The sequence below is a fragment of the Mesorhizobium monacense genome, from assembly GCF_056781675.1.
Genome location: NZ_CM165567.1, coordinates 1,711,283 through 1,737,033 on the forward strand (window position 1 = coordinate 1,711,283; position 25,751 = coordinate 1,737,033).

Below are 25,751 nucleotides of genomic sequence, written 5' to 3' on the forward strand. Positions count from 1 at the left end.
AAATTCTTGGGAGTGATGTGGCTACCAGACCCGCTTGGTCACGCCGGTCCACAGATAGAACCAGATCGTCGGATGGTACCATTGCTTTGAGGACAGATCCGGATCTGACGTGGCAAGTTTCCCCGCCAGCGCGTCGCTGAGCGCCTCGACGCAGATGTCGTGCGAGAATGCCGCCTGGCGCAGCGCATAGCTCGAGATGGTGTCGCCCCGCTCCGGCCTGCCACGCGCCTGTTTCAGCACGCCGCCGGTGTCGACGCCGGCATCGACCAGATGCACGGTCGTGCCGAAGTTTTGCGCATCGCCCGAGGCCAGCGCCCAGTAGCCGCCATTCATGCCGCGATATTTCGGGGCGATGCCGGCATGATAGTTGAGAACCGGGCAAGGCATCTTCGCCAGCGTCTGCCTGGACAGCAGCCGGCAGCCGGCAAGCAGCACCACGCCCGGCTGGATGTCAGTGATCGCCTGCAGGCATTCCGGCGCGTTTGCCGACGGAACGTTGATGGTCGTCTGGCCGGGCTTCGGTTCGGTCTGGAGCTTCTGGTCGGCAATCAAGCGCGCCGCATGGCTGGCGAAAAAACGCTTGCAGAGCCGCGTCAGCACCATCGTGCCGAGTTGGCCGATGGCCTGTAACCAGCCTTGGCGGCGCGCCCGCCCCAGAAGCAATTGCTTTTTGGATTCAGGTGTTTCGAGGATGACGCTGACAGGGCCAAGCCGGTCGGCGATGGCGTTTATGATGGCCCAGATATGCGGTCCGCCTTCGGTGACGACGACGATCGGCCGTGGGTTTGCTTTCGACGGTTCCATGGTTTTCGACGTGCCTGGGGATGACCTGCTATCGGCAGGCAGGATGCTAGGCCGTTCGGGTTAATCCTTGGTGATCGCCACCCACCACGGGGTCGCGTCGCCGATCAGCGCTTGAATTCCATGATGTCGAGCTTCGATTCGTAGTAAGGCGCGGGGAATTCGATGCGCCATTCGCTGGCGCTGTTGCGGAAGGCATAGCCGACCTGGTCGCTTTGCGGACCGCTGCCGTAAGGCTTTGCCGGATCCTCGTTGACGGTGAAGGAGCCGAGATAGATGGCGCGTTTCTCGCCGTCGTCGAAGAAGCGGCCCTTGGTGCGCTGCGAGCCGCTCACCTTTTCCAGCCGCCAGCCGGAGCCGTCGTCGCTCACCTTGCAGTTGAACCAGCCATAGATGACGAGCGGGCTCAGTCCCCCGGCCTTGATGGTGCGGCACTTCCAGTTGCCGGTCAGATCCTTGTCGGAAAACGCCACCAGCGGCTTTGCCAGCAGTGCGTCGAGCTGCTTGACCTCGGCGGGTTCGCCGGCCTTGGCCTCATCGAGGGCTGCCTTGCGCGTCTCGCCATATTTGTCCAGCCGCGTCTTGTCGGCCGCGGTGATCAGTTTTTGCACCTCGCCGTCGGCGTGAGCCGGCAAGACGAGGGAGACGAGGCCGAGTGCGACAAGCAGGAGGCGAGGAGTCATTGGTGCTTTTCCCGGTTTGATGGCTGGAACAGCCTGTTTTTCCTTCTGGCGCACAACTTACCCGTTCGCGGCGACCTGTCATCCGTGCTTAACAGCATCGGGTCGAAAATGACGGTTTGATCGATGCGGATTTTGCTCACGGGATCGTCGGGCTGGTTGGGCAGCGCACCGGCACCGTGCCTGCGCGGCCTTGGACATGAGGTGATCGGGCTCGATCCGGTTTTGTCGTTGCAAACGCAAGTGGTGGGCTCGGTCGCCGACCGCGAGCTGGTCATGCGAACCGTCAAGGACAACCGCGTCGAAGCCATCATCCATAGCGGGGCGCTGCACAAGCCGAACATCGAGCACAATCACAATGAGGATTTCGTCGAAACCAATGTGCAGGGCACGCTCAACCTGCTCGATGCAGCGGTAGCGTGCGGCGTTCAGCGCTTCGTCTTCACCTCGACGACCTCGCTGATCTCCCAGGCGATCCGCGCCGGCTTCACCGGAGGCGCGCGCATGGCCGCCTGGCTGACGGAGGAGATGTCGCCCGAACCGCGCAACATCTACGGCGTCACCAAGCTTTCGGCCGAGCATCTGTGCCGTCTCTACCATATCGAGCACGGCCTGCCCGTCATCGTGCTGCGCACGGCGCGGTTCTTTCCCGAAGCCGACGACATGGCGCATGCGATCGAGCAGTCGGACGCCAACACCAAGGCCAATGAGCTGTTGTTTCGCCGGCTGACGGTGGAAGACGCGGCCGAAGCCCATGTCGCGGCGCTGGAAAAGGCGCAGCAGCTTGGCTTCGACATCTTCATCGTCTCGGCGCCGACGCCGTTCCAGCCGGAGGATTGCCAAGCGTTGATTGCAGACGCGCCGTCCGTTGTCGCGCGTTATTTTCCGGACTATCCGGCGCTCTATGCGCGAAAGGGCTGGACCATGTTCTCCTCGATCGACCGCGTCTACGACGCCTCGCGGGCGAGGGACAGGCTGGGCTTCGTCTGCGAGACGAGTTTTGCCGATGTGCTGGCCGCGCTTGCGGCGGAAACGGCCTAATAAGAAGCCGCCTCGGCCAGTTCCGCTGTCAGATCGCCATAGCCTGTCGAGCGACGCTCATAGGCAAGGCCGAGCATCTTGGCGGCTTTCTCGGCAACCTTGTCGAGCTCCGGATCGTCGGTCTGGGCGATATAGACCAGCTTCTCGTAATTGCCGAAATAGTCCTTGATCAGCTCAGGGTGCTTGTCGAGGCCGAGCGGCTTCATGAAGAAGGCGTCGAACTGCCGGCACAGGAAGTCGGTCATGTAGAACGACATCATGTCGTCGTCGGCGACTTTCGCGTAGGTGTCCATGCCCTGGTAGAAGGCGAAGCAATGCGGGCCGGCCATGCGCGCGACACCGTGCTTCTCGCAGACGCGGTCGAGCAGGCCGCCGGTGCCGCAATCGGCATAGCCGACGAATATGTGTTCGTAGCCGTCCGCCTTGGCCTTCTCGATCGCCTTGTCCATGGCCGGCGGGATACGGTCCGGATAGAAATGGAGCTCCGCCGGCAGGCAGGTCAACTCGAGATGATCCAGTTTGAGCTGTTCCTTGACGGCCAGAACTTCGCGCGCAATCATCCCGCAGGCGATGACGAGCAGCCTGTCCGTTTGATTCGGTTTCGTTTTTTGCGTCTTGGCCATGGAACCAGTCGAGCCGGCCTTCGTTGCTGTGGGGCTAATCTATCTGTTGAGGGAGACACCGTCCATGAAACTGCTACGCATCGCGCCTATTGCCATCCTTGCCTGCGCGCTGGCGCTTGCGGCCTGCGCGAACACTGTCCGTGGCGTCGGCAAGGATGTGAAATCGACGGCCAAGGCGGTCGAGGACACCGTCACCAAGCCCTGATCTTTCATCATCTGGGAACAAAAAAGCCGCGCTGCAAGGCGCGGCTTCTCGTTGTCCGTGCCGGGTTGGCCGTTCAGGCAGACGCGCGCACATTGTGCTTGCGCTTCATGAAATCCTTGGCGGTCTCGACCGCCACCGCCGCGTCGCGGCAATAGGCGTCGGCGCCGACGGCCTTGCCGAATTCCTCGTTGAGCGGCGCGCCGCCGACGAGAACGACATAGTCGTCGCGGATGCCCTTTTCCTTCATCGTGTCGATGACGACCTTCATGTAGGGCATGGTGGTGGTCAGCAGCGCCGACATGCCGATGATGTCCGGCTGGTGCTGCTCGATGGCGTCGAGGTATTTTTCGACCGCGTTGTTGATGCCGAGATCGATGACGTCGAAGCCGGCGCCCTCCATCATCATGCCGACGAGGTTCTTGCCGATGTCGTGGATGTCACCCTTGACGGTGCCGATCACCATCTTGCCCTGCTTCGGCGCGCCGGTGGCGGCGAGAAGCGGGCGCAGGATGAACATGCCGGCCTTCATCGCGTTGGCCGACAAAAGCACTTCCGGCACGAACAGGATGCCGTCGCGAAAATCCTCGCCGACGATGCGCATGCCCTCGACCAGCGCCTCGGTCAGCACCTTGTAGGGCGCCCAGCCGCGCCCGAGGAGGATCTGTGTGCCTTCCTCGATCTCTTCCTTCAACCCGTCATAAAGATCGTCGTGCATCTGCTGCACCAACTCGTCGTCGGAAAGCTCGGAAAGGATGATCTCGTCGTCGGACATTTTTATCCAGCTCCTCACGGCATCGCGACTGCGTCGCAAGGCACAACATATTTGCGTCCATACCTAACCCGCTAGGGGCGGGTATCCATAGCTGATTTGCGACTTCCCGCAAAAGGAAAGCGACCGCAAATCTATTGGAATTCTTGTCGATTTTGCGACAGGCGTTGGCGCTGGCTGGCCGTTTCGAATAGGGTGCATGGCTACGATCCGGGCAGGAGCGGCACGATGCGGCCGCAGCGGATTTCAGACAAGAACAGATTCAGGGAAGAACCACCATGAGCGAACACGCGGCAGTCGACCAGGAAGCGTCAAACGCGCGGCGCGGGCGCGGCGCCAGCGGCGGAGCGGCTGCCCGGCGGGCTGCGCGCTCGGGCGGCGGCCCAGGCACCCAGCTCACCTACATCAAGCGCAAGATCAACCTCTATGAGGTGCTGGACGAAGAAGGCCTGGCGCTGATCGAGAAGAACACCGACACGGTGTTGGAAGAAATCGGCATCATCTTCCGTGATGACGCCGAAGCACTGCAGCTCTGGAAAGAGGCCGGCGCCGACGTGAAGGGCGAGCGCGTGCATTTTCCCAAGGGGCTTTGCCGCTCGCTGCTCAAGACCGCGCCGTCGATCTACACCCAGCATGCCCGCAACCCCGAGCGCTCGGTGCAGATCGGCGGCAATGCCACCGTCTTCGCGCCGGTCTACGGGCCGCCCTTCGTGCGCGACCTCGACGGCAACCGCCGCTACGCGACGATCGAGGATTTCCAGAATTTCGTGAAGCTCGCCTATATGGCGCCGTCGATCCACCATTCGGGCGGCACGGTGTGCGAGCCGGTCGACGTGCCGGTCAACAAGCGCCATCTCGACATGGTCTACAGCCACATCAAATATTCCGACAAACCGTTCATGGGCTCGGTGACGGCGCCGGAGCGGGCCGAAGACACGGTGGCTATGGCCAAGATCGTGTTCGGCGATGATTTCGTCGAGAACAACACGGTGCTGACCAGCCTGATCAATGCCAATTCGCCGATGGTGTTCGACGAGACGATGCTCGGCGCGCTGAAAGTCTATTCGCGCCACAACCAGGCCTGCATCGTCACGCCGTTCATCCTGGCCGGCGCGATGAGCCCGGTTACCGTCGCCGGCACGCTGACGCAGGTGCTGGCCGAGGTGCTGGCCGGCGCCTCGTTCACGCAGCTGATCCGTCCCGGCGCGCCGGTGCTGTTCGGCACCTTCGCCTCGTCGATCTCGATGCAGTCGGGCGCGCCGACCTTCGGCACGCCGGAACCGTCTCTCGTGTCCTATGGCGCCGCGCAGCTTGCGCGCAGGCTCGGCCTGCCGTTCCGTACCGGCGGCTCGCTCTGCGCCTCGAAGATCCCGGACGCGCAGGCCGCCTATGAAAGCGCCAACACGCTGAATTCGACCATCCTTGCCGGCACCAACTTCGTGCTGCATTCGGCAGGCTGGCTCGAGGGCGGGCTCGCCTCGTGCTACGAAAAGTTCATGATGGACATCGACCAGCTCGGCATGACGCAGAAGTTTTCCGAAGGCGTCGACCTGTCGGAAAACGGCCAGGCGATGGACGCCATCCGTCAGGTCGGTCCGGGCAGCCACTATCTGGGCTGCGACCACACTCAGGCCAATTTCCAGACCGCTTTCTACCGCTCCAGCATCGCCGACAACAATTCCTACGAACAGTGGCTGGCCGAGGGCCAGAAGAGCGCGCCGCAGCGCGCCAATGAGCTCGCTCGCCGCTGGCTGGAGACTTATGAGGCGCCGCATCTCGATCAGGGCATCGATGACGGACTGAAGGACTTCATCGCCAGGAAGAAGGGGTCGATGCCCGACGCCTTCACCTGAAAGGAGCCCGAGTCAGGCGGGGCTAAAGTCGCCAACATCATCCACAAGGAAGTCTGGCGGAGCGCCTTCTCCGAACCGGACAAGAAGGGATGATGTTTGCGCGGCAAGATCGACAGCATCGTATCGGCGCTGGCGCGTGATGGCCTGATCCTGCGCGGCGGCTTCATCTTCGCCGATGGCGAGGAGGCCGCTTCCGGTCCGACAAGCCTGCCGGCCAGATCCGTCCTGTTGGTGGGGCAGGCGGGTGCCGAGCCATGGCCGCATTTCCTGTGTTGGCGGGAGAAGCAACCTCAGACGATGGCCAACCCGCTCGACACCTGGTCGCGCGCGGTGCTCGGCGCGGTGGCGGAAGAATTCGGTGCGCGTGCCGTCTCGCCTTCCGACCGGCCGTATCTCCCGTTCCAGCAATGGGCGATGCGGGCGGACGGGCTGAAGCCGTCGCCGCTTGGCATCCTCATGCATCCGCAATACGGGCTATGGCATGCCTATCGCGGCGCGCTGCTGTTCGAGGATGAGATCGCGCTTCCGGAAGCTCAGGAAGCGATTCACCTTTGCGACGCATGTGTCGAGAAGCCTTGCCTGAAATCCTGTCCGGTCGACGCCTATTCGCTGGATGGCTTTGCCTATCAGGCTTGTCTTGCACATGTCCGGGGGCAGGGCGTGCCATGCCGGACGGGTGGCTGCCTCGACCGTAATGCCTGTCCGTATGGCACGGCCTATCGCTATCCCCCCGACGTTCAGGCCTTTCACATGGCGAGTTTCGCCGGCCTGTAGAGCAGAAGCCAGCACGAAATCTTGAATGGGACGGCCAGCTTACGACTTGTCGTGAAGGCCCGTGCGGATATGTATCGCGCAACAAGGCAACGGAGCGCGTGATGGCGAAGCAGGACATTGAGATCAAGACCCAGGACGGCACGGCCAGAGCGAAGCTGTTTCGCCCGGCGGCTCCAGCCAAGGCCGGTGTCATCCTCTATATGGATGTCTTCGGCCCGCGTCCGGCGCTCGACCAGATGGCCGAGCGCCTCGCCGGGCATGGCTATGCCGTGCTGGTGCCCGATCTCTTTTATCGCAATGTGCCCTATGGCCCTTTCGACCCCAAGACGGCTTTTGGCGAGGAAAAGAGCAAGGCTGCGCTGTCGGCGTTGAGCGGTGGGACGACGCAAGACATGACCATCCGCGACGGTGGCGCGTTTCTCGATGCGCTGGCCGCCGAGGACATCACCGGACCAATAGGCGTTGTAGGCTATTGCATGGGCGGCGCGCGAGCGCTGAACGCGGCGGCGACCTATCCGGACCGCATCGCTGCCGCGGCCAGTTTCCATGGCGGCAATCTGGCCAGCGATGCCGCCGACAGCCCGCACCGCAAGGCGGCGTCGATGAAGGCGCGTGTCTATGTCGGCACATCCGGCATCGACCGCAGCTTCCCGCCGGAACAGTCGGCGCGGCTGGTCGAGGCGCTGCGGGTGGCGGAAGTCGACCATGTCATCGAGAACTATGTCGGCATGGCGCATGGCTGGTGCGTTCCGGACCATAGCGTCTATGATGCTGCCGGCGCCGAGCGCCACTGGAAACGGCTGACAACGCTGTTTGCGGAGACCCTTGCCTAGTCGCGCTATCGCGACGCGGCCTGTCTCACCGCGCTCGCACCGACGTGTTCAAGGCCACGGCGGCACGGATGAGCGCCTTCAGTGCTTCCTCGTTGATCGTCTCGCCTTCATGGAAGTCGATGGCGCGCCTGGTGTTGCCTTCGAGGCTGGAGTTGAAGAGACCGGATGGGTCTTCCAACGAGGCGCCCTTGGCGAAGGTCATCTTGACGACAGCCTTGTAGGTCTCGCCGGTGCAGATCATGCCGGCGTGCTCCCACACCGGAACGCCCCGCCATTTCCATTCCTCGACCACTTCGGGGTCGGCTTCCTTGATCAAGGCACGGAGCCGGCTGAGCATCTCGCCTCGCCAGTCGCCCAGCTCGATGATTCTCGCATCGATGAGCTGGGAGGGAGATTTCCCTCCGGTTCCTTCCGTCGAGCCGCTCTTCTTCATGGTGTCGTCGTTTCCTCCTTTGTTGTCGTGCCGCTCACATTCGTTCGCCAGGCAATTGGCTGGCTTGCTTCACCCAGGCGGTGAACTGGGCTTCGTCGAACTCGTCGTCCTCATGGATGTCGAGGTAGCGCGTGTCCTTGGTCTTGGAGGCACCAGGCGGAACAGGATGTAGCGACGCGCCACGGAAGAAAGCCACCTTGACGTATTTCGTGAAGCAATGGAGACCGAGGAACCAGCCCTGGCCCTCGATGCCATAGAGCGGCGAGTTCCATTTGACTGCCTTGTGCACGCCGGGAACGGTGCGCTCGATGAGCGCATCGAGACGGCGCCCGACGTCGCTCTTCCAGCCCGGCATGGCCGCGATGTAGGCCTGCACAGGGGCGTCGCCATAGGCCTTCGCGATCTGCGGATTGCCGCCCGAAAGCAGGGCCGGCTTCGTGCCGACCTGCTCGGGAAGCGTCGATTTCCCGTGCGCCTTGGCCATCGTGCCTCCTATCCGCCCGCGCGTTGCTCGTCGCGAGAACTGGCGGCATATGGCAGCACGAACATGTACAGGCCAGAAAACAGCAGCAGGAAGAGCGGCAGGAGCGGCGAATAGACCACCCAGGCGGGAGGCTCCCCTATTGCCATGACGACGAAGTTGGCGATGACGGTCACCGTAAAGATGATCGACAGCCAGCGGTGAATCTGGCGAATCCACTTGCTAAAGTTCAATGCGACCTCCTCTGAAAGATACGAACGCCGGGCTCGCCTACCAGCGCGCCAGCTGCGTGATCTGGACGAGATTGCCGCAGGTGTCGTTCAACTGGGCGATGGTCGAGCCGGTGACATCGGTCGGCGGCATGGCGAAACCCGCGCCGCGCCCCTTGATGCGCTCGTAGTCGCCCTTGATGTCGTCGGTAAAGAACATCACCGCGGGCTGGCCCTGCTTGAATATGGCTTGCTGGTAGGCCTTGGCTGCCGGGTTGTCGTTGAGCGCCAACTGCAGCTCGGTTCCTTCAAGCTCGTCGGGCGAGGCCACAGTCAGCCAGCGAAACGGCCCATTGCTGAAATCGGCTTTCTTGGTCAGGCCCAGCACGTCGGTGTAGAAGCCCAAAGCTTTTTCCTGGTCGTCTACGTAGATGCTGGTCAGCTTGATCTTCATCGTCTTTCCTCCATTGCTCTCGTGAGCGATGTACCGCTTGGTTGAACACGGGCGTGCTCTTGAGTTGTGCCGGCAGACTTCAGTCCAGCCGGGCGAGGACCTGCTCCAGGGCTGCAAAAAACCTCTGCCACCCGACCGTGGCGCCCTGGTAATATGGCCGTTGATCCGGCCGGAAGCCCGTCTGCTCCATGCGCAGGCGTGTCCCCGTGCTCGTGGGCGTGAGCGTCCAGGTGACCACGCTCTCGAGATCCTTGGTGTCCCACGTGTAGGACAACGTCTTGTTGGGCTCGACTGTCTGGACCTGGCAGTCGACGGCGCCCCAGTCTGCGCTAAGACTGAAACGGTGGTCCACGACTGGCTTGAAGCTGTTCTTCATGAGCCACTCCTCGATAAGGTGCGGTTGGGTGAGCGCGCGCCAGATCTTTTCCGGCGGAAAAGGGATTTCACGTTCGACAATGACGGCGCGGGTTTCGGTCGCAGTATTGGTCATTGGTCCATTCTTTTAAGCAGATCCTCGAGGTCGTCGAACCGGGTTTCCCAGAAGCCGGCCATCCGGCTTGTCCAGTCGATCAGCGGGGAAAGCGCGCCGAGTTGCGCGCTATAATGGGTCTGTCGTCCTTCATGGCGGTCGCGCACCAGGCCTGCTTGCCTCAGAACGCCGAGATGCTTTGAGACCGCCGGCTGCGAGACTCCGGACTGTGATGTCAGTGCCCCGACCGTCTGCTCTCCTTCCCGGCACAGGCGCTCGAATATAGCGCGCCGTGTCGGATCGGCGAGGGTTCTGAAGAGCACATCGTGAGCGTTCGGCATCTGGGATCGATAACCTGCTGGCTATTGATTGACGTATAACTGTCGGGATATGGATGAGTCAAGCCGGAACCTGCTCTGGGATGGCCATGGACACGATCCGATCGCTTCCCGAAAAAAATCTTTCCATCACCCCAAGGAATCGCCATTAGCCTGCGTCCAACAGGCAAATGATGGCGATGATGCTCGACGAAAGCGAAGCCTCCGACGCCGAGTTGATCGGGCGGGCGAAGGGCGGAGACAGGGGTGCTTTCAGCAAATTGCTCGAAAGGCACTACGGCTTCGTCTATCGCGCCGCCTATCGCTGGTGCGGCAGGAAGGCCGACGCCGAGGACATCGCCCAGGAAGTCTGTGTCAGGCTCGGCCGCGCGATTCGCGACTATCATGGCCGCGGCGCCTTCACGACATGGCTCTACACCATGACGCTGAACGCGGCGCGTGACATGATGCGCAAGACCGCCCGCGACACCGCCAAGACCGAAGCCTATGGCGTGCACGCGCTGATCTCGGGCGAGGCCGAAGCCGAGCCGGAGGATCCGGCCGAGGCGCTGTGGGCGGCGGTGCGCAAGCTGCCGGACAAGCAGCGCGACGCGGTGCTTCTGGTCTATGGCGAAGGCTTGAGCCACGCGGCCGCCGCCGAGGCGATGGCGATCTCGGAGACGACGGTTTCCTGGCACATCCATGAGGCGAAGAAACGGCTGAAGACGTTGATGCGTTCAGCCGGGGAAGTGTGACCATGGTCGACGACAACGAACTCGAGAGGCTGCGCGACATCGCAGCACCGGCACCCAGCGAGGATGCCAAGGCGCGCGCCTTCGCGGCCGCCATGCGCGCCTATGACCTCGAAGAAAATACTTTTGCCCCCGCCCAAGGATCGGTTGGCGGGCTTCGTCTCACAGAGCGAGCACAAAAGCTCTGGAGAGAGATCATGCAAAAGAAACTCATCGCCACGCCGGCCATTGCCGGGCTCGTCGCCCTGCCGATCGCCGGATACGCCACCTTCCATATGCTGAGGGAACAACCATCGACATTCGCCGGCGACGAGAAGATCACCGAAACGCTGGCCGACAAACCAGCGACCAACGGGCCGGCGACGGTCAAGTCGATGCCTGCCGAGGCCGACAAGCTGAAGAAAGACACCGACAGCGAAAGCCGCGACGCCGCGGAAGCACTGGTCGCGCCGGTTTCGCCGCCGAAATCCGAAGCGCAGGAAGTGGGTGGCCTGGTGCGGCAGGACGCGCTTCAACGCACCGAGCCGGCGCCCGCGCCGACGGCCAACGGTGTGGTTGCGCTGGACGGCGGCGCTGCAGCCCCCGCGGATGCCGCGCGGGGCCGCATGCCCGGCACGGCGGCCGAATCCAAGCTGATGGTGCAGCCTTCGACCGCGCCAGTAGACCAGTTGCTGCCGCAACAGGAAAACAACGATCGTGTCGAGGACTTCAAGACCAATCCGGTGCATGCCGCACTCGAGGATCCGGTTTCGACCTTCTCGATCGACGTCGACACCGCCTCTTATTCGTTCGTGCGGCGCTCGCTGAAGGAAGGGTACCTCCCGCAGGCCGATACGGTGCGCGTCGAGGAGATGGTCAACTACTTCCCCTACGACTGGAAGGGGCCGGACTCCGCATCGACGCCGTTCAACTCGACCGTCAGCGTCATGCCGACGCCGTGGAACGGGCACACCAAGCTGATGCACGTCGCCATCAAGGGCTTTGACGTCAAGCAGGTCGAGCAGCCCAAGGCCAATCTGGTGTTCCTGATCGACGTGTCGGGCTCGATGAACGAGCAGGACAAGCTGCCGCTTCTGCAGTCGGCCTTCAGGCTCCTCGTCAACAAGCTGAAGCCCGACGACACGGTCTCGATCGTGACCTATGCGGGCGAAGCCGGCACCGTCCTGGAGCCGACCAAGGTTGTCGAGAAGGACAAGATCCTTCATGCCATCGACACCTTGACGCCCGGCGGCAGCACAGCGGGCGAGGCGGGCATCAAGGAAGCCTACAGGCTGGCGCAAAAGTCCTTCGTCAAGGACGGCATCAACCGTGTGATGCTCGCCACAGACGGCGACTTCAATGTCGGGCAGACAGATGACGACGACCTGAAGCGATTGATCGAGCAGGAGCGCAAGACCGGCGTCTTCCTGTCGGTGTTCGGCTTCGGCCGCGGCAATTTGAACGATCAGATGATGCAGACCATCGCCCAGAACGGTAACGGCACCGCTGCCTATATCGACACGCTCGCCGAGGCCGAGAAGGTCCTGGTCGAGGATGCATCCTCGACTCTGTTCACCATCGCCAAGGACGTGAAGATCCAGGTCGAGTTCAACCCGAACAAGGTCTCGGAATACCGGCTGATCGGTTATGAAACCCGGGCGCTTAGCCGCGAGGATTTCAACAACGACCGCGTCGATGCCGGCGATATCGGCTCCGGTCATTCGGTGACGGCGATCTACGAGATCACGCCGAAGGGCGGCGGCGGCGAGCAGATCGACCCGCTGCGCTACGGCCAGGCAACGGTGAACAATGGCGGTGTCGCCAATGCGGACGAATATGCCTTCGTCAAGATCCGCTACAAGCTGCCCAACGAGGACGTTTCGAAGCTGATCACGACGCCGGTGACGTCCGCCAACGAGGTTGAGTCTTTCGACCAGGCCGGCACCGACCAGCGCTTCTCCGTCGCGGTCGCCGCCTTCGGCCAGAAGCTGCGCGACGAGGATGCCACCGCGAAGTTCGGCTACGACAAGATCATGGAGATTGCCACCGCCGCCCGAGGAGCCGACCCGTTTGGGTACAGGTCGGAATTCCTGTCGCTTGTGCGCCTTGCCTCGGCGCTGGGTGGTAACCGGTAGTGGCAATGACGGCCGGTTCCATTCAGACGGGGATCGTCTGATGGGGGGAACCGGCCTACGGGCGGGTGAGGCAGGCCGGCGGGGGAAACCTTGCCGGCCTTTTTTCGACTGGCACTGCCGGCAATCGTTAAATTGCGCGGCTTTTCCGGAACAGGATCGCAATCCCCTCTTGTTATGCAGGGCTAATGTACGGGCTTGTGGGGGCCGGAATTGCTGATCAGAGACATTGCGACTTCAATGCCGGCTGCACGGGACGTTCAGTCGACCGCCTCGTCGGCGCCTTCGCCGGAAGCCAGACGCATCATGGACGATGTCGATGCGGCGCGTAACACGGCGAAGTCGGCGCTGACCAATGATCGCTTTCGGGTCATGCTGGAGCAGATCAGCGACCCACAGTCGTCGGGAGCCCTGATGACAATGCGCAGCGATGCGGCCGGGACGGACTTCAAGTCGGCCCAGTCAAGCTACGCCGAAAACAGCGAATAGCCGAAACAGAAAACGGTCGGATCGAGATCGGATCAGGCCCGGCCGCGACGGCGTTCGCGGCGGGCTTCGCTCGTCTCGGCGGTGTTTGCCGTCGCCACCTTGTTGCGCATTGGGCCGATGCGCTCGACGATCGTCTCGACGGTCGGCCGATCCGCCTTGGTGTGCGCGTCCAGCGCCTTGCGCATGGCGGCAAGGTGCTGGAACGAGGTGCCGCAGCAACCGCCGACGATCTTTGCGCCGGCGTCGACGGCGAGCCGGACATAGTCGGCCATCAGCTCCGGCGTGCCGGAATAGTGGATCTCGGTGCCGCGGAATTCCGGGATGCCGCAGTTGCCCTTGACGATCACCGTTGCCTCCGGCTTCGCCTCGGTCATGTCGAGCAGCGACGCCAGGATGTCGGACGCGCCGACACCGCAATTGGCGCCAACGCCAAGCGGGCTTTGCGAAAGTCCGTCGACGACGCCGTGGATGTCCTTCGGCAGCAGGCCCATCATGGTGCGGCCGGCGGTGTCGAAGGAGCCGGTATAGGTGTAGGGCAGGCCGACGCGGATCGCCGCCTCGGCGGCGGCGCGGATTTCGTCCGGCGCCGACATCGTCTCGATCCAGGCGACTTCGGCGCCGCCAGCCTTGAGGCCTTCGATCTGTTCGGCGAAGGCGTCGACCGCCTCGTCATAGGTCATGGCGCCGAGCGGCACCAGCAATTCACCGGTCGGGCCGACCGAGCCGGCGACGATCACCTTGCGGCCGGCCTTGTCGGCAACCGCGCGGGCGATCTCGGCGGCGCGCTTGTTCAGCGCATGCACGCGGTCCTGCGCATGGTGCAGCTTCAGCCGGTGGCGCGTGCCGCCGAAGGAATTGGTCAGGATGATATCGGCGCCGGCATCGACAAAGTTCTGGTGCAGGCTGGTGATGGTGGCGGGCGCGGTTTCGTTCAGCAATTCCGGCGCCTCGCCGGCCTCGAGCCCCATCGCGAACAAATTGGTGCCGGTGGCGCCATCGGCGAGCAGAACGCCTTTTTCGGCAAGCAGCGCTTCGATCAGATTGGTCATGATGACATACGCCTTCCGGGATATCTGTGAGATAACGATATAAAGAACTCTTTATATGTCGTCAATGTCGAAGCAGGCCGCTTGCCATCAAAATCGCATGTCGGCCAGCCTTTGCGCGAAGGCAGCCGATTCATGAGCATTGATGTCGGCGGCGCGGATCAGATTGTCGAAATGGCTGGTCAAGGTGCGGATCGGCTGTGTTGCGTTCAGCACCAGATACATGTCGCCGACATAGATCGCGGCGCGATAGGGCCCGAAAATGGTGTAGGGGATCGAATAGCGCATACGCCCGTCGTAGAGGAACAGTCGGAAGGTGGGATAAAGGTCGTCGAGCAGCGTCGCCATATGCAGGAGCTGCTGGCGGCGGTCTGTCTCGGGGAAGCGATCCCACACGCCAAGACCGCGCGCGAAGATCTCCAGCGTGTGGCGCGGCATGCAGACTTCCATGTCGGTTTCCGGGCGGCGGTTGTAGTCGATGCGGTACTGGGTCTCGCCGGCCTGCGCCTCGCGGCTCTTGTTGGTGATGCCAGCCTCGTACTCGACCAGCGCTTCGGTGCGCAGCAGGTCCGGAATGCCCGCGGGCACATAGCGTATCTTGGTGCCCGCGGCCTCGGCATGCCATTTGGCGAGCAGCGTGCGGTCGAAGCCGTCGGGCGCCTCCTCGATCTCCAGGCTTTCGCGGATTTCGCCGGTGACGCCCTCGTCCTGGCTGAGGCCGAGCAGCCAGTCCAGCGACACTTTGAATTCGGCGGCGATGTTGAGCAGCGTCTCGGCGCGGGGCAGGCGAGTGGAGGCACCTGAGAGCAGTTGCGACAGCGCCGAACGGTCGATGCCCACCGCGGTCGCGAAGGCCGATTGGTTCAGCTCGGACCGTGTCAAGAGCATTTTCAGGCGCTCGCGGAAGATCGTCGACAGGTCACGTTTGTCCATAGTTTCGCTCCAGTAAGTGGGAGGAAAAAATTGCTCTGAGGCCGCCGGGATCAGGGCTCAGGCGTAAATGAATCCTCGCTGCTGTTTACAAAACATAACATATGCGGCTGAAAATTCGCAGTCGCAACAGTTTGTGCGCATTGTCGCGTTGCTGCAACGCGACACTCCTGACACAATGCTGTCAGGAATCAGAGGGGTTCCGGCGACTGAAAGGCAGTGGTCGATCGCATGACGAGCATAAGCAAGAAACGCAGCAGTGCACCGGCCATCGAATGGCCGACCGTGTTTCTCACCTTCTTCTGTTACGGTGTCTGGCTCGTCGCTGGCTTCCTTGTCTGGCCTTCCTATCCGATCCTGGCCCTCGCCATCCTGGCTTTTACCGCCGCACTGCAATCATCAATCATGCACGAAGTGTTGCACGGTCATCCGACGCGCAACGCACGGATCAACGAGGCCTTCGTCTTCCTGCCGATCGGCCTTGTCTGGCCATTTCGCCGGTTCAAGACCATTCATCTGCGGCATCATGCGGACGAGCGGCTGACCGATCCGCTGGACGATCCCGAAAGCTATTACAAGGCGCTCTGGCACCACGACGACTTGCCGCCGGCGATGAAATTCCTGCTGAAGATCAACAACACCATGGTTGGCCGTTTTATCTTTGGCCCCTGGCTGTCCTGTATCGGCTTCTTCATCGACGATGCCAAGCAGATTGCTGCCGGCGACAAGGCGATCCGCAAGGCCTGGCTGCTGCACGCCATCGGCCTCGCCGTAGTGTTGCCGGTCGTCAAGTTCGGCTTCGGCATTCCGCTGTGGCTCTACATTCTGGTGCCGGTGTGGCTCGGCCAATCGCTAATCTCGATCCGCACTTATGCCGAACACCAGTGGTCGGAACATCCCGAGGGACGCACGGTGATCGTCGAACGGTCGCCGCTGTCCTTTCTGTTCCTCAACAACAATCTGCATTTCGTCCATCACAAGAGCCCGACAGTGGCCTGGTACCGGCTGCCGAAGCTGTTCCGCGACCGTCGCGACGAGTGGCTTCGGATGAACAATGGCTATGCCTATCCGAACTATTTCGCGCTGCTCAAGGCGCATGCCTTCAAGGCCAAAGAGCCGATCGTTCACCCGGTGCTCAGGCGTGCGCCTGAGCCGGGCCGAGCGTTCAAGCCACGCGTCAGGGCGCGCAGTGTCTCCGGACTTGGCAGCGCGCCGGTTCCCGCCGAGCCGCCGAAGGAATGATTTTTGCGGCATTGCCGGCGGCGATGCCAGGCGGCTCGCACCCATGATCTTGTCAGTTTCCAACAATAGCGGTCCAATCCCGGCATGAGCGAATTCGTTGCGGCCTTGCCGATGTATGACTGGCCCGAAATGCGGGGCGAGGTCGACGCGCAATGGGCGTTGCTGCGCGACGCCTTCCGCAAAAAGGGCATCGACGCGCCCGAAGCGCTTGCCCGCGTCAATGGCGACCTGCCGCCAGTGCCGGGTGGTATCCGCGACGACGAGGGCAAGGTTATCGCGCCTGATCCGGTGACGCTGCCGCCGGACGAACTCGATTTTCACAGGCTCTGGCTGCACCCGGCGCTGCTCTTCGGGCAGACCTGCTGGGGGCCGATGGACCTCGGCCTGTCCGCGCATGTCCAGGTTATCGCCCAGCCGAGCTACGATGCCTATGAGGGCGGGCAGGGCGAGCTCTATTCCAGCGTGCTGGTGATGCGGGCGGATGGCGGGCCATCGGTTGCGTCGCCGGTTGACGGCACTCCGCTGATCCCGCTCGACCTCCTGCGCGGCAAGCGCTTTACCTTCAACGACACCGGCTCCATGTCCGGCTTCCTCGGACTGAAGCGCGATCTGGAGGCTATGGGCGAAAGCCTCGATCTCTTCGCGTCGCGCAGCCCGAGCGGCGGCCACCGGTCCTCGATCGTCGCCATCGCCGAAGGCAGGGCGGATGTCGCGGCTATCGACTGCGAGAGTTGGGCGCTGGCGCAGCGCTTCGAGCCGGCGGCGCGGCAGGTGAAGATCGTCGGCTGGACAGGCCGGCGCAAGGGCCTGCCGTTCATCACCGCCAGGACGACGCCGGACAAGACGGTGGCCGCCTTGCGGGAGGCCGTCGCGGGTCTCGGATAGGCTCAGCCCAGCAGGCGCTCGTCGAGCGGATAGTTCGAAAGCTGCTCGTTGCCGGTCTCGGTGATCAGGATCTGCTCCTCGATCTTGACGCCCTCGTGCCCGCCCAGTCGGCCGATGTAGCTTTCGACGCACAGCACCATGCCGGGTTCGATCACACCGTCCGGCGTATCCGCCGTCCAGTCGCTGGCGTGCGGCAGCGTCGGATACTCATCGGCCAGACCGACGCCGTGGTAAAGCACGCCGTAGCGGGTCGGGAAGCAATCGCCCGGCGGCACCGCCGAGCGTTCGACGAGGTCGCGGAAGGACGTGCCCGGCTGCATCAGCGCGGTGTTGTGAGCGATCTGGTCGGCGGAGATGCGGTAGAGATCACGCTGCACGTTCGTCGGTCTCCCGTCGCCGCAGAGCCAGGTGCGGGACAGGTCGGCGCAGAAACCGTAAGGGCCGATCAGGTCGGTGTCGAAGGCAACGAGGTCGCCGGCCTCGATGATGCGCGACGAGCTTTCCTGGAACCAGGGATTGGTGCGCGGACCGGATGACAGCAGCCGGGTCTCGATCCATTCGCCGCCGCGCGCGATGTTGCCGCGGTGCAGTTCGGCCCAAAGTTCGTTCTCGGAAATGCCCGGCTTCAGCGCCTGTTCCATTTCGCCCATCGCCGCTTCGCAAGCGACGATCGCCCGGCGCATGGCGAGAATCTCGTCCGGCGATTTGATCAGCCGCGCATTCTCCATCACAGCTTCGCCATTGCCGATCGTCACGCCCAGACGAGCGAGTTCCTCGACGCCTTCGGGATTGATGTGGTCGACCGCGATCCGGCCGTTGCCGCCGCCATGTTCCCTGACCAGATCGGCGATGCCGGCGGCCCAGCGGCGCACTTTCAGTTCGGTCAGTTCACCGCTGTAGAGATACATCCACGACACGGCCGGCCGTACCTCGTCGACGACGCCGGAATGGTCGGACAGGTGCTCGCAGGAAAAATAGTCGAACAGCACCACCGGGCCTTCGGTGGCGACGAAGCAGTGGCGGGTCGGGTTGTGTGCGACCCAGAGCTGCATGTTGGTCGAGTCGGTGGCGTAGCGGATGTTGATGGGGTCATAGAGCAGGGCTCCGGCATAGCCGCGGCGCTTCAGCTCGGCGCGGATGCGCTCGAGCCGGTATTTGCGCATCGCAGCCAAGTCGGGCGCGGCAATGCCTGCTGCTGCCCACTCGCCTTCGGCAGTCGCACCGTAGCCAAGAACATGCTGGTTGAGCGAAGCCGCCTTCTGGCGCGAGTCCTCGCGCAGCGCCTCGATCGAGCCGGGTTCGAACGGCATGATCTTGCGATGACGGCCAAAGCTGCCCTTTGGCACCGCGCTGTCCATGGTCGAACCTCAGGTCCGCATCTTCTCGCCGCTCGGGTCGAAAGGCGCTTCGACATTGATGCGGGCCGGACGGCGATGGCCGAGGATCTCGATCTCGAACAGGCCGGCACTTTCATCCTCGGCAAGGGCTGCCGGCACATAGCCTTGCGCCATCGACTTCTGGACATAGTGCGCATAGCCGCCCGAAGTGACCCAGCCGACCACACGCCAGTCGCCATCGACGATGCCGCGCACGGCGGACGCGCCTTCAGCGGCCTTCGATCCGCGCACTTCCTTGCCTGACGTGTCGAAGCGCGGCGCGCCGTAGCCATGCGGCTTTTCCACCGTGCCGTAGTCCTTGCTGACCTTGGCCCAGATCGGCTCGTCGCCCATGACGTCGGCGTCCGCCGCATCGACGATGAAGGAGACGCGGCGCAGTTTTGGCCCTTCGGCGTGCTCCTTCGCCGATGCCTCGCGACCGATGAAGTCGTTCTTCTCCAGCTTGATGAAGCGGTCCATCGAACCCTCGAACGGTCCGTAGATCGGGCGCAGTTCGCGGAACCAGGTCGGGAAGTTCTTCTCGAGGCGCATCGAGAGCAAAGCGCGCATGCCGAAATCGACCAGACCGAATTCCTCGCCGGCGTCCTTGATCGCCTTGTAGACCAGGCGCTGGTAGGCCGGCGCCATCCAGATCTCGTAGCCGAGGTCGCCGGTATAGGTGATGCGGTTGACCATGCAGGGCGCGCCGCCGACCGCCATCTCGCGGAAATCCATGAAGCGGAAAGCCTTGGTCGAGATGTCGACATCGACCAGCTTCTGCAGCAAGTCGCGGGATTTCGGCCCGGCGATCGACAGGCCGACCAGCGTCTGGTCGAAGCGGTGGATGCGGACAGAACCATCCTTCGGCAGATGCTTCTCGAACCAGCGCATGTGGTATTTTTGCGCGGCCGACGAGCCCCAGATCATGAAACGATCTTCGCCCGCCTTGGCGATGGTGAAGTCGCCGATCAGCTTGCCGAATTCGTTGACCATCGGCGTCAGCACGATGCGGCCGGTCTTCGGCATGCGATTGGTCATCAACCGGTTGAGGAAATCCTCGGCCACTGGTCCCGACACTTCGTATTTGGCGAAGTTGGCAATCTCGGTGACGCCGACCCTTTCACGGGTGGCGCGCACTTCCTCGCCGATCGGGCCGAAGTCGTTCGAGCGGTGGAAGGAGACGATGTCCTTCGGTTCCTTGCTCTTCGGCGCGAACCAGAGCGGGGTTTCCAGACCCCAGCTGTCGCCCATCACGGCGTTGTTGGCGAGCATGGTGTCGTAGAGCGGCGTCGTCTGGGCCGGCCGAGCGGCGGGCAGTTCCTCGTTGGGGAAGCGGATCGAGAAGCGGCGCGAATAGTTCTCGCGCACCTTGGCGTTGGTATAGCGCAAGCTCGCCCATTCGCCGAAGCGCGCAACGTCCATGCCCCAGACATCGAAGCCCGGATCGCCATGCACCATCCAGTTCGACAGCGCGAGGCCGACGCCGCCGCCCTGGCTGAAGCCGGCCATGACGGCGCAGGCGCACCAGAAATTGGTCAGGCCCTGCACCGGGCCGACCAGCGGGTTGCCGTCGAGCGCGAAGGTGAAGGGGCCGTTGATGATCTGCTTGATGCCGGCCTTCTCGATGCCGGGGAAATGCTTGAAGCCGATCTCCAGCGACGGCGCGATGCGGTCGATGTCGGGCTGCAGCAGCTCATGGCCGAAATCCCACGGCGTGTTGACCGGCGACCACGGCTTGCAGGCTTTTTCGTAGGTGCCGAGCAGGATGCCGTTGCGCTCCTGGCGGGTGTAGATCTCGCCCTTGAAGTCGAGCACTCCGATCATCTCGCGGCCGGTCGACTTGTTGAACTCTTCGACCTCCGGCATCGGCTCGGTGAGCAGGTACATGTGCTCCATGGCCAGGACCGGCAGTTCGACGCCGACCATGCGGCCGATCTCGCGTGCCCACAGTCCGCCGCAGTTGACGACATGCTCGGCCTTCACCGTGCCTTGCTCGGTGACGACGTTCCAGGTGCCGTCGACCTCCTGCGTCAGTTCGACGACGCGGTTGCGCAGCACGATCTCGGCGCCGAGCTTCTTCGCCGCCTTGGAATAGGCGATGGTGGTGCCGGAGGGATCGAGATGACCTTCGACCGGATCCCACATGGCGCCAACGAAATTGGTCTCGTCCATCAGCGGGAACATCGCCTTGGCTTCGGACGGCGTGATCAGTTCGGTGTCCATGCCGAGATAGCGGCCCTTGGCGTGGGCCAGCCGCAGGAAGTCCATGCGCTCGGGCGTGTCGGCCATCATCACGCCGCCGGTCAGGTGCAGCGAGCAGGACTGGCCGGAGATCTCCTCGATCTCCTTGTAGAGCTGCACTGTATAGGCCTGCAGCTTGGCGACGTTGGGGTCGCCGTTCAGCGTGTGGAAGCCGCCCGCCGCGTGCCAGGACGAGCCGGACGTCAGCTCCGAGCGCTCGATCAGCATGATGTCGGTCCAGCCGGCCTTGGCCAGGTGGTAGAGCACCGAGCAGCCGACGACACCGCCGCCGATGACTACCGCTTTTACATGAGATTTCATGAAGATAGATCCGTCTTTGCGTAAACTGAATCAGATGATTGGTCAGCGATGAGCCCGCGCCTCGACACGGAAGTCAATGCGCCGCTGCTTGTCGGTCAGAAATCGGTCGGCGCGCCGCCTTCGGCGCGGCGCTTGTCGACGAAGTCGTTGAGTTCCTCGCGGATCGCCGGGTCGATGTAAGGCTCCTCATAGGAAGCCAGCCGCTCCTTCCAGACCTTGTTTGCCTTCTCGATCGCCGTCGGCGACCCGGCTTCCGCCCAGGTTTCGAAATTGCGCCAGTCGGAAAGGATCGGCGCATAGAAGGCGGTCTTGTAACGGTCCTGCGTATGCTGGGTGCCGAAGAAATGGCCGCCCGGGCCGACCGACTGGATGGCGTCGAAGCCAAGGGCCTCCTCGGACAGGTCAAGAGGGGTCAGAAATTCGGCCACCATCTGCAACAGGTCGATGTCGAGGATGGTTTTTTCGTAGGAGCAGCGCAGGCCGCCTTCGAGCCAGCCTGCCGCATGCATCATCAGATTGCCGCCGCCCTGGATGGCGCCCCACAGCGAGAACACGCTTTCATAGGCGGCCTGCGCGTCGACCGTGTTGGCGGCGCAGGTGTTGGAGGTGCGGTAGGGGATGTTGTAGCGGCGGGCAAGCTGGCCGCCGACCAGCTGGGCCTTCATGTATTCGGGCGTGCCGAAGGCCGGCGCGCCGGACTTCATGTCGACATTGGAGGTGAAACCGCCATAGCCGACAGGCGCGCCCTTCCTCACCATCTGTGCGAAGGCGATGCCGGACAATGCCTCGGCGTTCTGCTGCACCAGCGCGCCGGCGATGGTCACCGGGGCCATCGCGCCGGAGAGCGTGAACGGCGTGACGATGACGACCTGGCCCTTGCTCGACATCTGGATGATGCCTTCCATCATCGGCACGTCGAGCTTGAGCGGCGAATTGGTGTTGATGATGGTGAAGACGGAGGGCTCTTCGAGCAACTGCTCGTGGCTGACGCCGCGGGCGATCCTGGCAATCTCGATGCCGTCGACATTGCGCTCCTTGCCGAGCGAATAGATGTGGAACACCTTGTCGGTGAGCAGGCTGAGGTCGCGGATGCATTCGAGGTGGCGGACCGACGGGTGGATGTCGATGGGCTCGACCGGGTAGCCGCCGGTGCAGTTCAGGATGTTGTGCATCTGCGTAAGCCGCAGGAAGTTGCGGTAGTCCGCCTGGTTGCCCGGCCGGCGGCCGCGATCGATGTCGGAGCAATTGGGCGCCGATGCCATCATCGAGATGATCAAATTGTTGCCGCCGAAGCGCACATTGTGCGCCGGGTTGCGGGCGTGGATGGTGAATTCCGGCGGGCAGTGCGAAACCAGGTCGAGGATCATGTCGCTGTCGAAGCGCACCCGCTCGCTGCCTTCGCGCACATCGGCGCCATGCGCCTTCATGATGCGCCGGGCTTCGTCGTGCAGCACGTCGACGCCGATCTCCCTGAGCACCCGCAAGGAGGCGAGGTGGATCGATTCCAACTCGTCATCGGACACCAGCTTGGTCGGCGTCAGCGGGTTTTTGAGCTGCCGGAAAGCCGGCTGTTCGAACGCCGCCGAGCCGCTGGCGCGCTTTCCCGCGCGGCCGCCGCGACGGGCGCGGTCGGTTGCCAGTGCCGGTTCGGCGGGGTGAAGGGCGGCGGTCATGAAAGGCCTCGTACGCTGCGATAATGCGGCGGCATAATGGACCGCCGGCTCTCCGGCCATTGCGGAGGCGGCGACCACTAGGGCGAGGGAAGCGACATGCCGGAAGGGGGCAGCAGGATTGCTGGTACCCGCGCCGCCCGGATGACTTGGCGCAGCGGATTTGCCGGTGCGGCCCTTCCTTTTCCCGGTTCGAGCCGCTAGCCGGATAGCATGCCGACCGCAGGGCGGGCGTTTTCACACGGATGGACAATGGTCGCGACCGATTCGAGCGATGGCGAGGCGGCAACGCAATGGTCAGCCCTTGCCGGCGTCACCGCGGCGCTCGCCATGTTCGGCGCCGCGCAAGGGTTGAGCTATCCGCTGTTCACGCTCTTGATGCAGCGGCAAGGCATGTCGCCGGCGCTGATCGGTCTTTCCGCCGCGATGATGCCGGTTGGCCTGATTCTCTCAGCGTCGTTCGTGCCGGCTGCCGTGCGGCGCTTCGGCGCACGCAATCTCGCCGTCGGCTGCTCGCTGGCCGGGGCGCTGTGCTTCCTGGCGATCGGCTACCTGCAGGACTGGGTCGCCTGGTTCGTCCTCCGCTTTCTCGTCGGCGTGGTCATCAACCCGCTCTATGTGCTTGGCGAGGTGTGGGCGCTGTCGCTGGCGCCGCCGTCGCGCCGCGGGAGGGTGATGGGGGTGTTCAATGCGCTGATGGGCGCCGGCTATGCGGCGGGGCCGCTGATCCTGATCACCGTCGGCGCCTCTGGATGGCCTCCGTTCATCGCTGCGATTGCAGGCTTTGCGCTCTGCGCGCTGATCCTGCGCGCTGTGTCGTCGAAGCTGACCGGTTTCGAGGAAGACGGCCAGGCTTCCGGCGGACTTGTCGGCTTCGCCAAGCTGGCGCCGGCGCTGCTGCTGGCGGTGCTGGTTTCGGCGGCGGTGCAGCAAAGCACCTATGCTTTGATCCCGGTCTTCGGCGCTGGCTATGATCTACCAGAGGCGAGACTGGCGGCGCTGGTGACGGCGCTGTCGGCCGGCAACATCCTGCTGCAGATCCCGCTTGGACTGATGGCCGAACGCTTCGGTGGCCGAGCGATGATCGTCTTTTGCGCGCTGGCGACGGCGGCTTGCGCGCTCTCGCTGCCCGTGCTGATCACGACGCCGATGGTCTGGCCGGTGCTGGTGGTGATGGGCGCTGTCGGCTACGGCGTCTATACGATGGCCCTGGTCGAGCTCGGCAGCCGGTTCAGGGGAACAGCACTTGTCGCCGGCAACGCCGCCTTCGCGCTGATGTGGGGCGCCGGCGGCATTGTCGGCCCGCCCGGCGCAGGCGCGCTGATGCAGGCGATCGGCCCGCTCGGCCTGCCTGTGGTGATCGCCGGGCTCGATGCGCTGCTGGTGGCGTTCGCGCTCTACCGCTCGGCCAGGCGCAAAAGCTCCTGACAGGCGTTGGCTGGAGCAAGCGGTTTTCGCCGGCGGGACTAACGGCCGTCGAGGCAACCCGCTAAGGCTGCCGCCATGGATCTGGCGGAAGCAAGCCGAGACGAACCGATGCAATGGGCGGCGATCACCGGCGTGATCGCGACCGTTTCGGTGTTCGCCATCGCGCAAGGGCTTTCCTATCCGCTGCTCAGCTTCATCCTGCAGCGCCAGGGCATCTCGCCGGCCATGATCGGGCTTTCGGCGGCGATGACGCCGGTCGGCTTCATCCTGTCGTCACCGCTGATCCCAGCGCTGGCGCGGCGGTTCGGGGCAGGGCGGACCGCACTGACCTGCGCTGCACTGTCGGCAATCGTGCTGGCGCTGATCGGTTGGACGCAGAATGTCTATCTGTGGTTTCCGCTGCGCTTCCTGATCGGCGTGGTCACCAACCCGCTTTATGTGCTGAGCGAAATCTGGGTGATCGCACTGGCGCCGCCGTCACGGCGCGGTCGCGTCATGGGCGTCTATTCGACGATCATTTCGGCCGGCTTCGCCGCCGGTCCGCTCTGCCTGCTTGCCGTCGGCACCGAGGGCTGGCCGCCGTTTCTGGTAGGAATTGCCGCCTTCGTCTTTTGCGGCGGCTGCCTGGCGCTGGTGCTGCCTCGGTTGCCTAAAGTCGACGAGGCCGGGCACCGGGTTTCGGTCATGGGGTTCATACCCCTGGCATGGCTGCTGCTGTCGGCGGTGGTCGTGGCCGCAGGCTTCGAACAGGGCGTGCTGGCGCTGCTGCCGGTCTATGGGACCCATTACGGCATTGCGGAAGCGCGCATGTCTGCGCTGTTGTCGATGATGATTGCCGGCAACATCGCCATGCAGGTGCCGCTGGGCTTGCTGGCAGAGCGGCTGACGGCACGGCTCGTGCGCTTCATCTGCGTGTCGCTGACCGTGCTCGGCTGCGCGCTGCTGCCGCTGCTCATCGAGACGCCGCTGATCTGGCCGTGCGTCTTCATCTGGGGCGCGGTTTCCTACGGCATCTACACGATGTCGATCATCGAGCTCGGCGAGCGCTTCACCGGCTCGGCGCTGGTCGCCGGCAACGCCGCCTTCTCGCTGATGTGGGGCGTCGGCGGCATCCTCGTGCCGCCGCTCACTGGCGGCGTCATGGATGTGATCGGCGCGTCCGGCTTGCCGCTGACGCTCGGCGCGATCTGCCTGGCACTGGCGGTGGCAACCGTTGCGCGACGGCGGATGGTGTGAAGGCAAAGCCGCTTTCGGTCGCGATGACCTTACGCCATCATCTTGAATGTGGACGCCTGCGACGCGATGTAGGCAAGGCCGC

Annotated in this window: 27 protein-coding genes; 12 read left to right on the forward strand and 15 right to left on the reverse strand. The window is 63.5% G+C overall.

The window, feature by feature from the left end; genetic code table 11:
* Nucleotides 1-21 precede the first annotated feature (21 nt).
* A complete protein-coding gene (locus AC1RUK_RS07910; RefSeq protein WP_481836064.1) occupies nt 22-804 on the reverse strand; it encodes a formyl transferase in 783 nt (260 codons plus the stop codon).
* A 104-nt stretch (nt 805-908) separates the two neighbouring features.
* Entirely contained in the window at nt 909-1,484 is a 576-nt protein-coding gene (locus tag AC1RUK_RS07915; protein WP_481836063.1) for a DUF4893 domain-containing protein, read from the reverse strand.
* A 123-nt stretch (nt 1,485-1,607) separates the two neighbouring features.
* Here AC1RUK_RS07915 and AC1RUK_RS07920 point away from each other — a divergent pair, with 123 nt between their 5' ends.
* Nucleotides 1,608-2,522 carry an NAD-dependent epimerase/dehydratase family protein gene (locus tag AC1RUK_RS07920; RefSeq protein WP_481836062.1) on the forward strand — a complete coding sequence of 305 codons (915 nt, stop codon included), beginning with the start codon at nt 1,608-1,610 and terminating at the stop codon, nt 2,520-2,522.
* On the opposite strand, the gene AC1RUK_RS07925 is transcribed toward AC1RUK_RS07920, so the two are convergent.
* A complete protein-coding gene (locus AC1RUK_RS07925) occupies nt 2,519-3,145 on the reverse strand; it encodes a DUF1638 domain-containing protein (protein ID WP_481836061.1) in 627 nt (208 codons plus the stop codon). The genes AC1RUK_RS07920 and AC1RUK_RS07925 overlap by 4 nt on opposite strands.
* A 64-nt stretch (nt 3,146-3,209) precedes the next feature.
* Between AC1RUK_RS07925 and AC1RUK_RS07930 the strand changes: the two genes are divergently transcribed.
* Nucleotides 3,210-3,350 (forward strand): EncA/B family entericidin, encoded by a 141-nt coding sequence (locus AC1RUK_RS07930; RefSeq protein WP_436172260.1) that lies wholly within the window; start codon nt 3,210-3,212, stop codon nt 3,348-3,350.
* Nucleotides 3,351-3,423: 73 nt separating this feature from the next.
* On the opposite strand, the gene AC1RUK_RS07935 is transcribed toward AC1RUK_RS07930, so the two are convergent.
* Entirely contained in the window at nt 3,424-4,122 is a 699-nt protein-coding gene (locus tag AC1RUK_RS07935) for a corrinoid protein (protein ID WP_436172259.1), read from the reverse strand.
* A 275-nt stretch (nt 4,123-4,397) separates the two neighbouring features.
* On the opposite strand from AC1RUK_RS07935, the gene AC1RUK_RS07940 reads away from it, so the two are divergent.
* The 3 genes from AC1RUK_RS07940 to AC1RUK_RS07950 all read left to right on the forward strand — a co-directional run bounded on the left by AC1RUK_RS07940 (nt 4,398) and on the right by AC1RUK_RS07950 (nt 7,579).
* Nucleotides 4,398-5,972, forward strand: a complete 1,575-nt coding sequence (locus tag AC1RUK_RS07940; protein ID WP_481836060.1) for a trimethylamine methyltransferase family protein — start codon at nt 4,398-4,400, stop codon at nt 5,970-5,972.
* Nucleotides 5,973-6,068: 96 nt separating this feature from the next.
* Entirely contained in the window at nt 6,069-6,746 is a 678-nt protein-coding gene (locus tag AC1RUK_RS07945; RefSeq protein ID WP_481836059.1) for a hypothetical protein, read from the forward strand.
* A 101-nt stretch (nt 6,747-6,847) separates the two neighbouring features.
* Nucleotides 6,848-7,579 (forward strand): dienelactone hydrolase family protein, encoded by a 732-nt coding sequence (locus tag AC1RUK_RS07950; protein ID WP_481836058.1) that lies wholly within the window; start codon nt 6,848-6,850, stop codon nt 7,577-7,579.
* A 25-nt stretch (nt 7,580-7,604) separates the two neighbouring features.
* On the opposite strand, the gene AC1RUK_RS07955 is transcribed toward AC1RUK_RS07950, so the two are convergent.
* The 6 genes from AC1RUK_RS07955 to AC1RUK_RS07980 all read right to left on the reverse strand — a co-directional run bounded on the left by AC1RUK_RS07955 (nt 7,605) and on the right by AC1RUK_RS07980 (nt 9,966).
* Entirely contained in the window at nt 7,605-8,012 is a 408-nt protein-coding gene (locus AC1RUK_RS07955) for a DUF1801 domain-containing protein (protein WP_481836057.1), read from the reverse strand.
* 34 nt (nt 8,013-8,046) lie between these two features.
* On the reverse strand, nt 8,047-8,496 hold the full coding sequence (locus AC1RUK_RS07960; protein ID WP_481836056.1) for a DUF1801 domain-containing protein: 450 nt from the start codon (nt 8,494-8,496) through the stop codon (nt 8,047-8,049).
* A gap of 8 nt (nt 8,497-8,504) precedes the next feature.
* The gene (locus AC1RUK_RS07965; protein ID WP_481836055.1) at nt 8,505-8,726 is read right to left on the reverse strand and encodes a hypothetical protein; all 222 of its coding nucleotides are present in this window, start codon (nt 8,724-8,726) and stop codon (nt 8,505-8,507) included.
* Nucleotides 8,727-8,763: 37 nt separating this feature from the next.
* Nucleotides 8,764-9,156, reverse strand: a complete 393-nt coding sequence (locus AC1RUK_RS07970) for a VOC family protein (protein WP_481836054.1) — start codon at nt 9,154-9,156, stop codon at nt 8,764-8,766.
* Between the two features lie 79 nt (nt 9,157-9,235).
* Complete coding sequence (locus AC1RUK_RS07975; RefSeq protein ID WP_436172251.1) at nt 9,236-9,646, reverse strand: SRPBCC family protein; 411 nt, start codon at nt 9,644-9,646, stop codon at nt 9,236-9,238.
* The gene (locus AC1RUK_RS07980) at nt 9,643-9,966 is read right to left on the reverse strand and encodes an ArsR/SmtB family transcription factor (RefSeq protein ID WP_481836053.1); all 324 of its coding nucleotides are present in this window, start codon (nt 9,964-9,966) and stop codon (nt 9,643-9,645) included. Before AC1RUK_RS07980 ends, AC1RUK_RS07975 begins: the two co-directional genes overlap by 4 nt.
* 170 nt (nt 9,967-10,136) lie before the next feature.
* Between AC1RUK_RS07980 and AC1RUK_RS07985 the strand changes: the two genes are divergently transcribed.
* The 3 genes from AC1RUK_RS07985 (at nt 10,137) to AC1RUK_RS07995 (ending at nt 13,294) form a co-directional block, all read left to right on the forward strand.
* Nucleotides 10,137-10,697: an RNA polymerase sigma factor gene (locus AC1RUK_RS07985; protein WP_481839551.1), complete on the forward strand. Its 561-nt coding sequence runs from the start codon at nt 10,137-10,139 to the stop codon at nt 10,695-10,697.
* 2 nt (nt 10,698-10,699) lie between these two features.
* Nucleotides 10,700-12,808, forward strand: coding sequence for a vWA domain-containing protein (locus tag AC1RUK_RS07990; protein ID WP_481836052.1), 2,109 nt, complete (start codon nt 10,700-10,702; stop codon nt 12,806-12,808).
* Nucleotides 12,809-13,111: 303 nt separating this feature from the next.
* Nucleotides 13,112-13,294 carry a hypothetical protein gene (locus AC1RUK_RS07995; RefSeq protein WP_481836051.1) on the forward strand — a complete coding sequence of 61 codons (183 nt, stop codon included), beginning with the start codon at nt 13,112-13,114 and terminating at the stop codon, nt 13,292-13,294.
* Nucleotides 13,295-13,326: 32 nt separating this feature from the next.
* Here the strand turns inward: AC1RUK_RS07995 and bmt are convergent, their stop codons facing one another.
* Complete coding sequence (bmt, locus tag AC1RUK_RS08000) at nt 13,327-14,343, reverse strand: betaine--homocysteine S-methyltransferase (protein WP_481836050.1); 1,017 nt, start codon at nt 14,341-14,343, stop codon at nt 13,327-13,329.
* A gap of 87 nt (nt 14,344-14,430) precedes the next feature.
* Nucleotides 14,431-15,273: a helix-turn-helix domain-containing protein gene (locus AC1RUK_RS08005; protein WP_481836049.1), complete on the reverse strand. Its 843-nt coding sequence runs from the start codon at nt 15,271-15,273 to the stop codon at nt 14,431-14,433.
* A gap of 228 nt (nt 15,274-15,501) precedes the next feature.
* Between AC1RUK_RS08005 and AC1RUK_RS08010 the strand changes: the two genes are divergently transcribed.
* Both AC1RUK_RS08010 and AC1RUK_RS08015 read left to right on the forward strand, forming a co-directional pair.
* Nucleotides 15,502-16,512, forward strand: a complete 1,011-nt coding sequence (locus AC1RUK_RS08010) for a fatty acid desaturase (RefSeq protein ID WP_481836048.1) — start codon at nt 15,502-15,504, stop codon at nt 16,510-16,512.
* Between the two features lie 84 nt (nt 16,513-16,596).
* The gene (locus AC1RUK_RS08015) at nt 16,597-17,397 is read left to right on the forward strand and encodes a phosphate/phosphite/phosphonate ABC transporter substrate-binding protein (RefSeq protein WP_481836047.1); all 801 of its coding nucleotides are present in this window, start codon (nt 16,597-16,599) and stop codon (nt 17,395-17,397) included.
* Nucleotides 17,398-17,399: 2 nt separating this feature from the next.
* Here AC1RUK_RS08015 and AC1RUK_RS08020 read toward each other — a convergent pair whose 3' ends face one another.
* The 3 genes from AC1RUK_RS08020 to AC1RUK_RS08030 all read right to left on the reverse strand — a co-directional run bounded on the left by AC1RUK_RS08020 (nt 17,400) and on the right by AC1RUK_RS08030 (nt 23,008).
* Entirely contained in the window at nt 17,400-18,755 is a 1,356-nt protein-coding gene (locus tag AC1RUK_RS08020) for a M24 family metallopeptidase (protein WP_481836046.1), read from the reverse strand.
* A 9-nt stretch (nt 18,756-18,764) separates the two neighbouring features.
* Nucleotides 18,765-21,335, reverse strand: coding sequence for a GcvT family protein (locus tag AC1RUK_RS08025; protein WP_481836045.1), 2,571 nt, complete (start codon nt 21,333-21,335; stop codon nt 18,765-18,767).
* 95 nt (nt 21,336-21,430) lie between these two features.
* The gene (locus AC1RUK_RS08030) at nt 21,431-23,008 is read right to left on the reverse strand and encodes a trimethylamine methyltransferase family protein (RefSeq protein ID WP_481836044.1); all 1,578 of its coding nucleotides are present in this window, start codon (nt 23,006-23,008) and stop codon (nt 21,431-21,433) included.
* A 249-nt stretch (nt 23,009-23,257) separates the two neighbouring features.
* Here AC1RUK_RS08030 and AC1RUK_RS08035 point away from each other — a divergent pair, with 249 nt between their 5' ends.
* Nucleotides 23,258-24,433, forward strand: coding sequence for an MFS transporter (locus tag AC1RUK_RS08035; RefSeq protein ID WP_481836043.1), 1,176 nt, complete (start codon nt 23,258-23,260; stop codon nt 24,431-24,433).
* Nucleotides 24,434-24,508: 75 nt separating this feature from the next.
* Nucleotides 24,509-25,669, forward strand: coding sequence for an MFS transporter (locus AC1RUK_RS08040; protein WP_481836042.1), 1,161 nt, complete (start codon nt 24,509-24,511; stop codon nt 25,667-25,669).
* Nucleotides 25,670-25,751 lie beyond the last annotated feature (82 nt).

Excerpts from the sequence above, each read along its gene's own strand:
- AC1RUK_RS07930 (WP_436172260.1), top strand. The coding sequence starts at position 3,210 with ATGAAACTGCTACGCATCGCGCCTATTGCCATCCTTGCCTGCGCGCTG.
- AC1RUK_RS08020 (WP_481836046.1), bottom strand. The coding sequence starts at position 18,755 with ATGGACAGCGCGGTGCCAAAGGGCAGCTTTGGCCGTCATCGCAAGATC.
- AC1RUK_RS08030 (WP_481836044.1), bottom strand. The coding sequence starts at position 23,008 with ATGACCGCCGCCCTTCACCCCGCCGAACCGGCACTGGCAACCGACCGC.
- AC1RUK_RS07990 (WP_481836052.1), top strand. The coding sequence starts at position 10,700 with ATGGTCGACGACAACGAACTCGAGAGGCTGCGCGACATCGCAGCACCG.
- AC1RUK_RS07970 (WP_481836054.1), bottom strand. The coding sequence starts at position 9,156 with ATGAAGATCAAGCTGACCAGCATCTACGTAGACGACCAGGAAAAAGCT.
- AC1RUK_RS07910 (WP_481836064.1), bottom strand. The coding sequence starts at position 804 with ATGGAACCGTCGAAAGCAAACCCACGGCCGATCGTCGTCGTCACCGAA.
- AC1RUK_RS08040 (WP_481836042.1), top strand. The coding sequence starts at position 24,509 with ATGGATCTGGCGGAAGCAAGCCGAGACGAACCGATGCAATGGGCGGCG.
- AC1RUK_RS08010 (WP_481836048.1), top strand. The coding sequence starts at position 15,502 with ATGACGAGCATAAGCAAGAAACGCAGCAGTGCACCGGCCATCGAATGG.
- AC1RUK_RS08015 (WP_481836047.1), top strand. The coding sequence starts at position 16,597 with ATGAGCGAATTCGTTGCGGCCTTGCCGATGTATGACTGGCCCGAAATG.
- AC1RUK_RS07950 (WP_481836058.1), top strand. The coding sequence starts at position 6,848 with ATGGCGAAGCAGGACATTGAGATCAAGACCCAGGACGGCACGGCCAGA.
- AC1RUK_RS07975 (WP_436172251.1), bottom strand. The coding sequence starts at position 9,646 with ATGACCAATACTGCGACCGAAACCCGCGCCGTCATTGTCGAACGTGAA.
- AC1RUK_RS07985 (WP_481839551.1), top strand. The coding sequence starts at position 10,137 with ATGGCGATGATGCTCGACGAAAGCGAAGCCTCCGACGCCGAGTTGATC.
- AC1RUK_RS07915 (WP_481836063.1), bottom strand. The coding sequence starts at position 1,484 with ATGACTCCTCGCCTCCTGCTTGTCGCACTCGGCCTCGTCTCCCTCGTC.
- AC1RUK_RS07935 (WP_436172259.1), bottom strand. The coding sequence starts at position 4,122 with ATGTCCGACGACGAGATCATCCTTTCCGAGCTTTCCGACGACGAGTTG.
- AC1RUK_RS08035 (WP_481836043.1), top strand. The coding sequence starts at position 23,258 with ATGGTCGCGACCGATTCGAGCGATGGCGAGGCGGCAACGCAATGGTCA.
- AC1RUK_RS07995 (WP_481836051.1), top strand. The coding sequence starts at position 13,112 with ATGGACGATGTCGATGCGGCGCGTAACACGGCGAAGTCGGCGCTGACC.
- bmt (WP_481836050.1), bottom strand. The coding sequence starts at position 14,343 with ATGACCAATCTGATCGAAGCGCTGCTTGCCGAAAAAGGCGTTCTGCTC.
- AC1RUK_RS07960 (WP_481836056.1), bottom strand. The coding sequence starts at position 8,496 with ATGGCCAAGGCGCACGGGAAATCGACGCTTCCCGAGCAGGTCGGCACG.
- AC1RUK_RS07925 (WP_481836061.1), bottom strand. The coding sequence starts at position 3,145 with ATGGCCAAGACGCAAAAAACGAAACCGAATCAAACGGACAGGCTGCTC.
- AC1RUK_RS07920 (WP_481836062.1), top strand. The coding sequence starts at position 1,608 with ATGCGGATTTTGCTCACGGGATCGTCGGGCTGGTTGGGCAGCGCACCG.
- AC1RUK_RS07980 (WP_481836053.1), bottom strand. The coding sequence starts at position 9,966 with ATGCCGAACGCTCACGATGTGCTCTTCAGAACCCTCGCCGATCCGACA.
- AC1RUK_RS08005 (WP_481836049.1), bottom strand. The coding sequence starts at position 15,273 with ATGGACAAACGTGACCTGTCGACGATCTTCCGCGAGCGCCTGAAAATG.
- AC1RUK_RS07940 (WP_481836060.1), top strand. The coding sequence starts at position 4,398 with ATGAGCGAACACGCGGCAGTCGACCAGGAAGCGTCAAACGCGCGGCGC.
- AC1RUK_RS07955 (WP_481836057.1), bottom strand. The coding sequence starts at position 8,012 with ATGAAGAAGAGCGGCTCGACGGAAGGAACCGGAGGGAAATCTCCCTCC.
- AC1RUK_RS08025 (WP_481836045.1), bottom strand. The coding sequence starts at position 21,335 with ATGAAATCTCATGTAAAAGCGGTAGTCATCGGCGGCGGTGTCGTCGGC.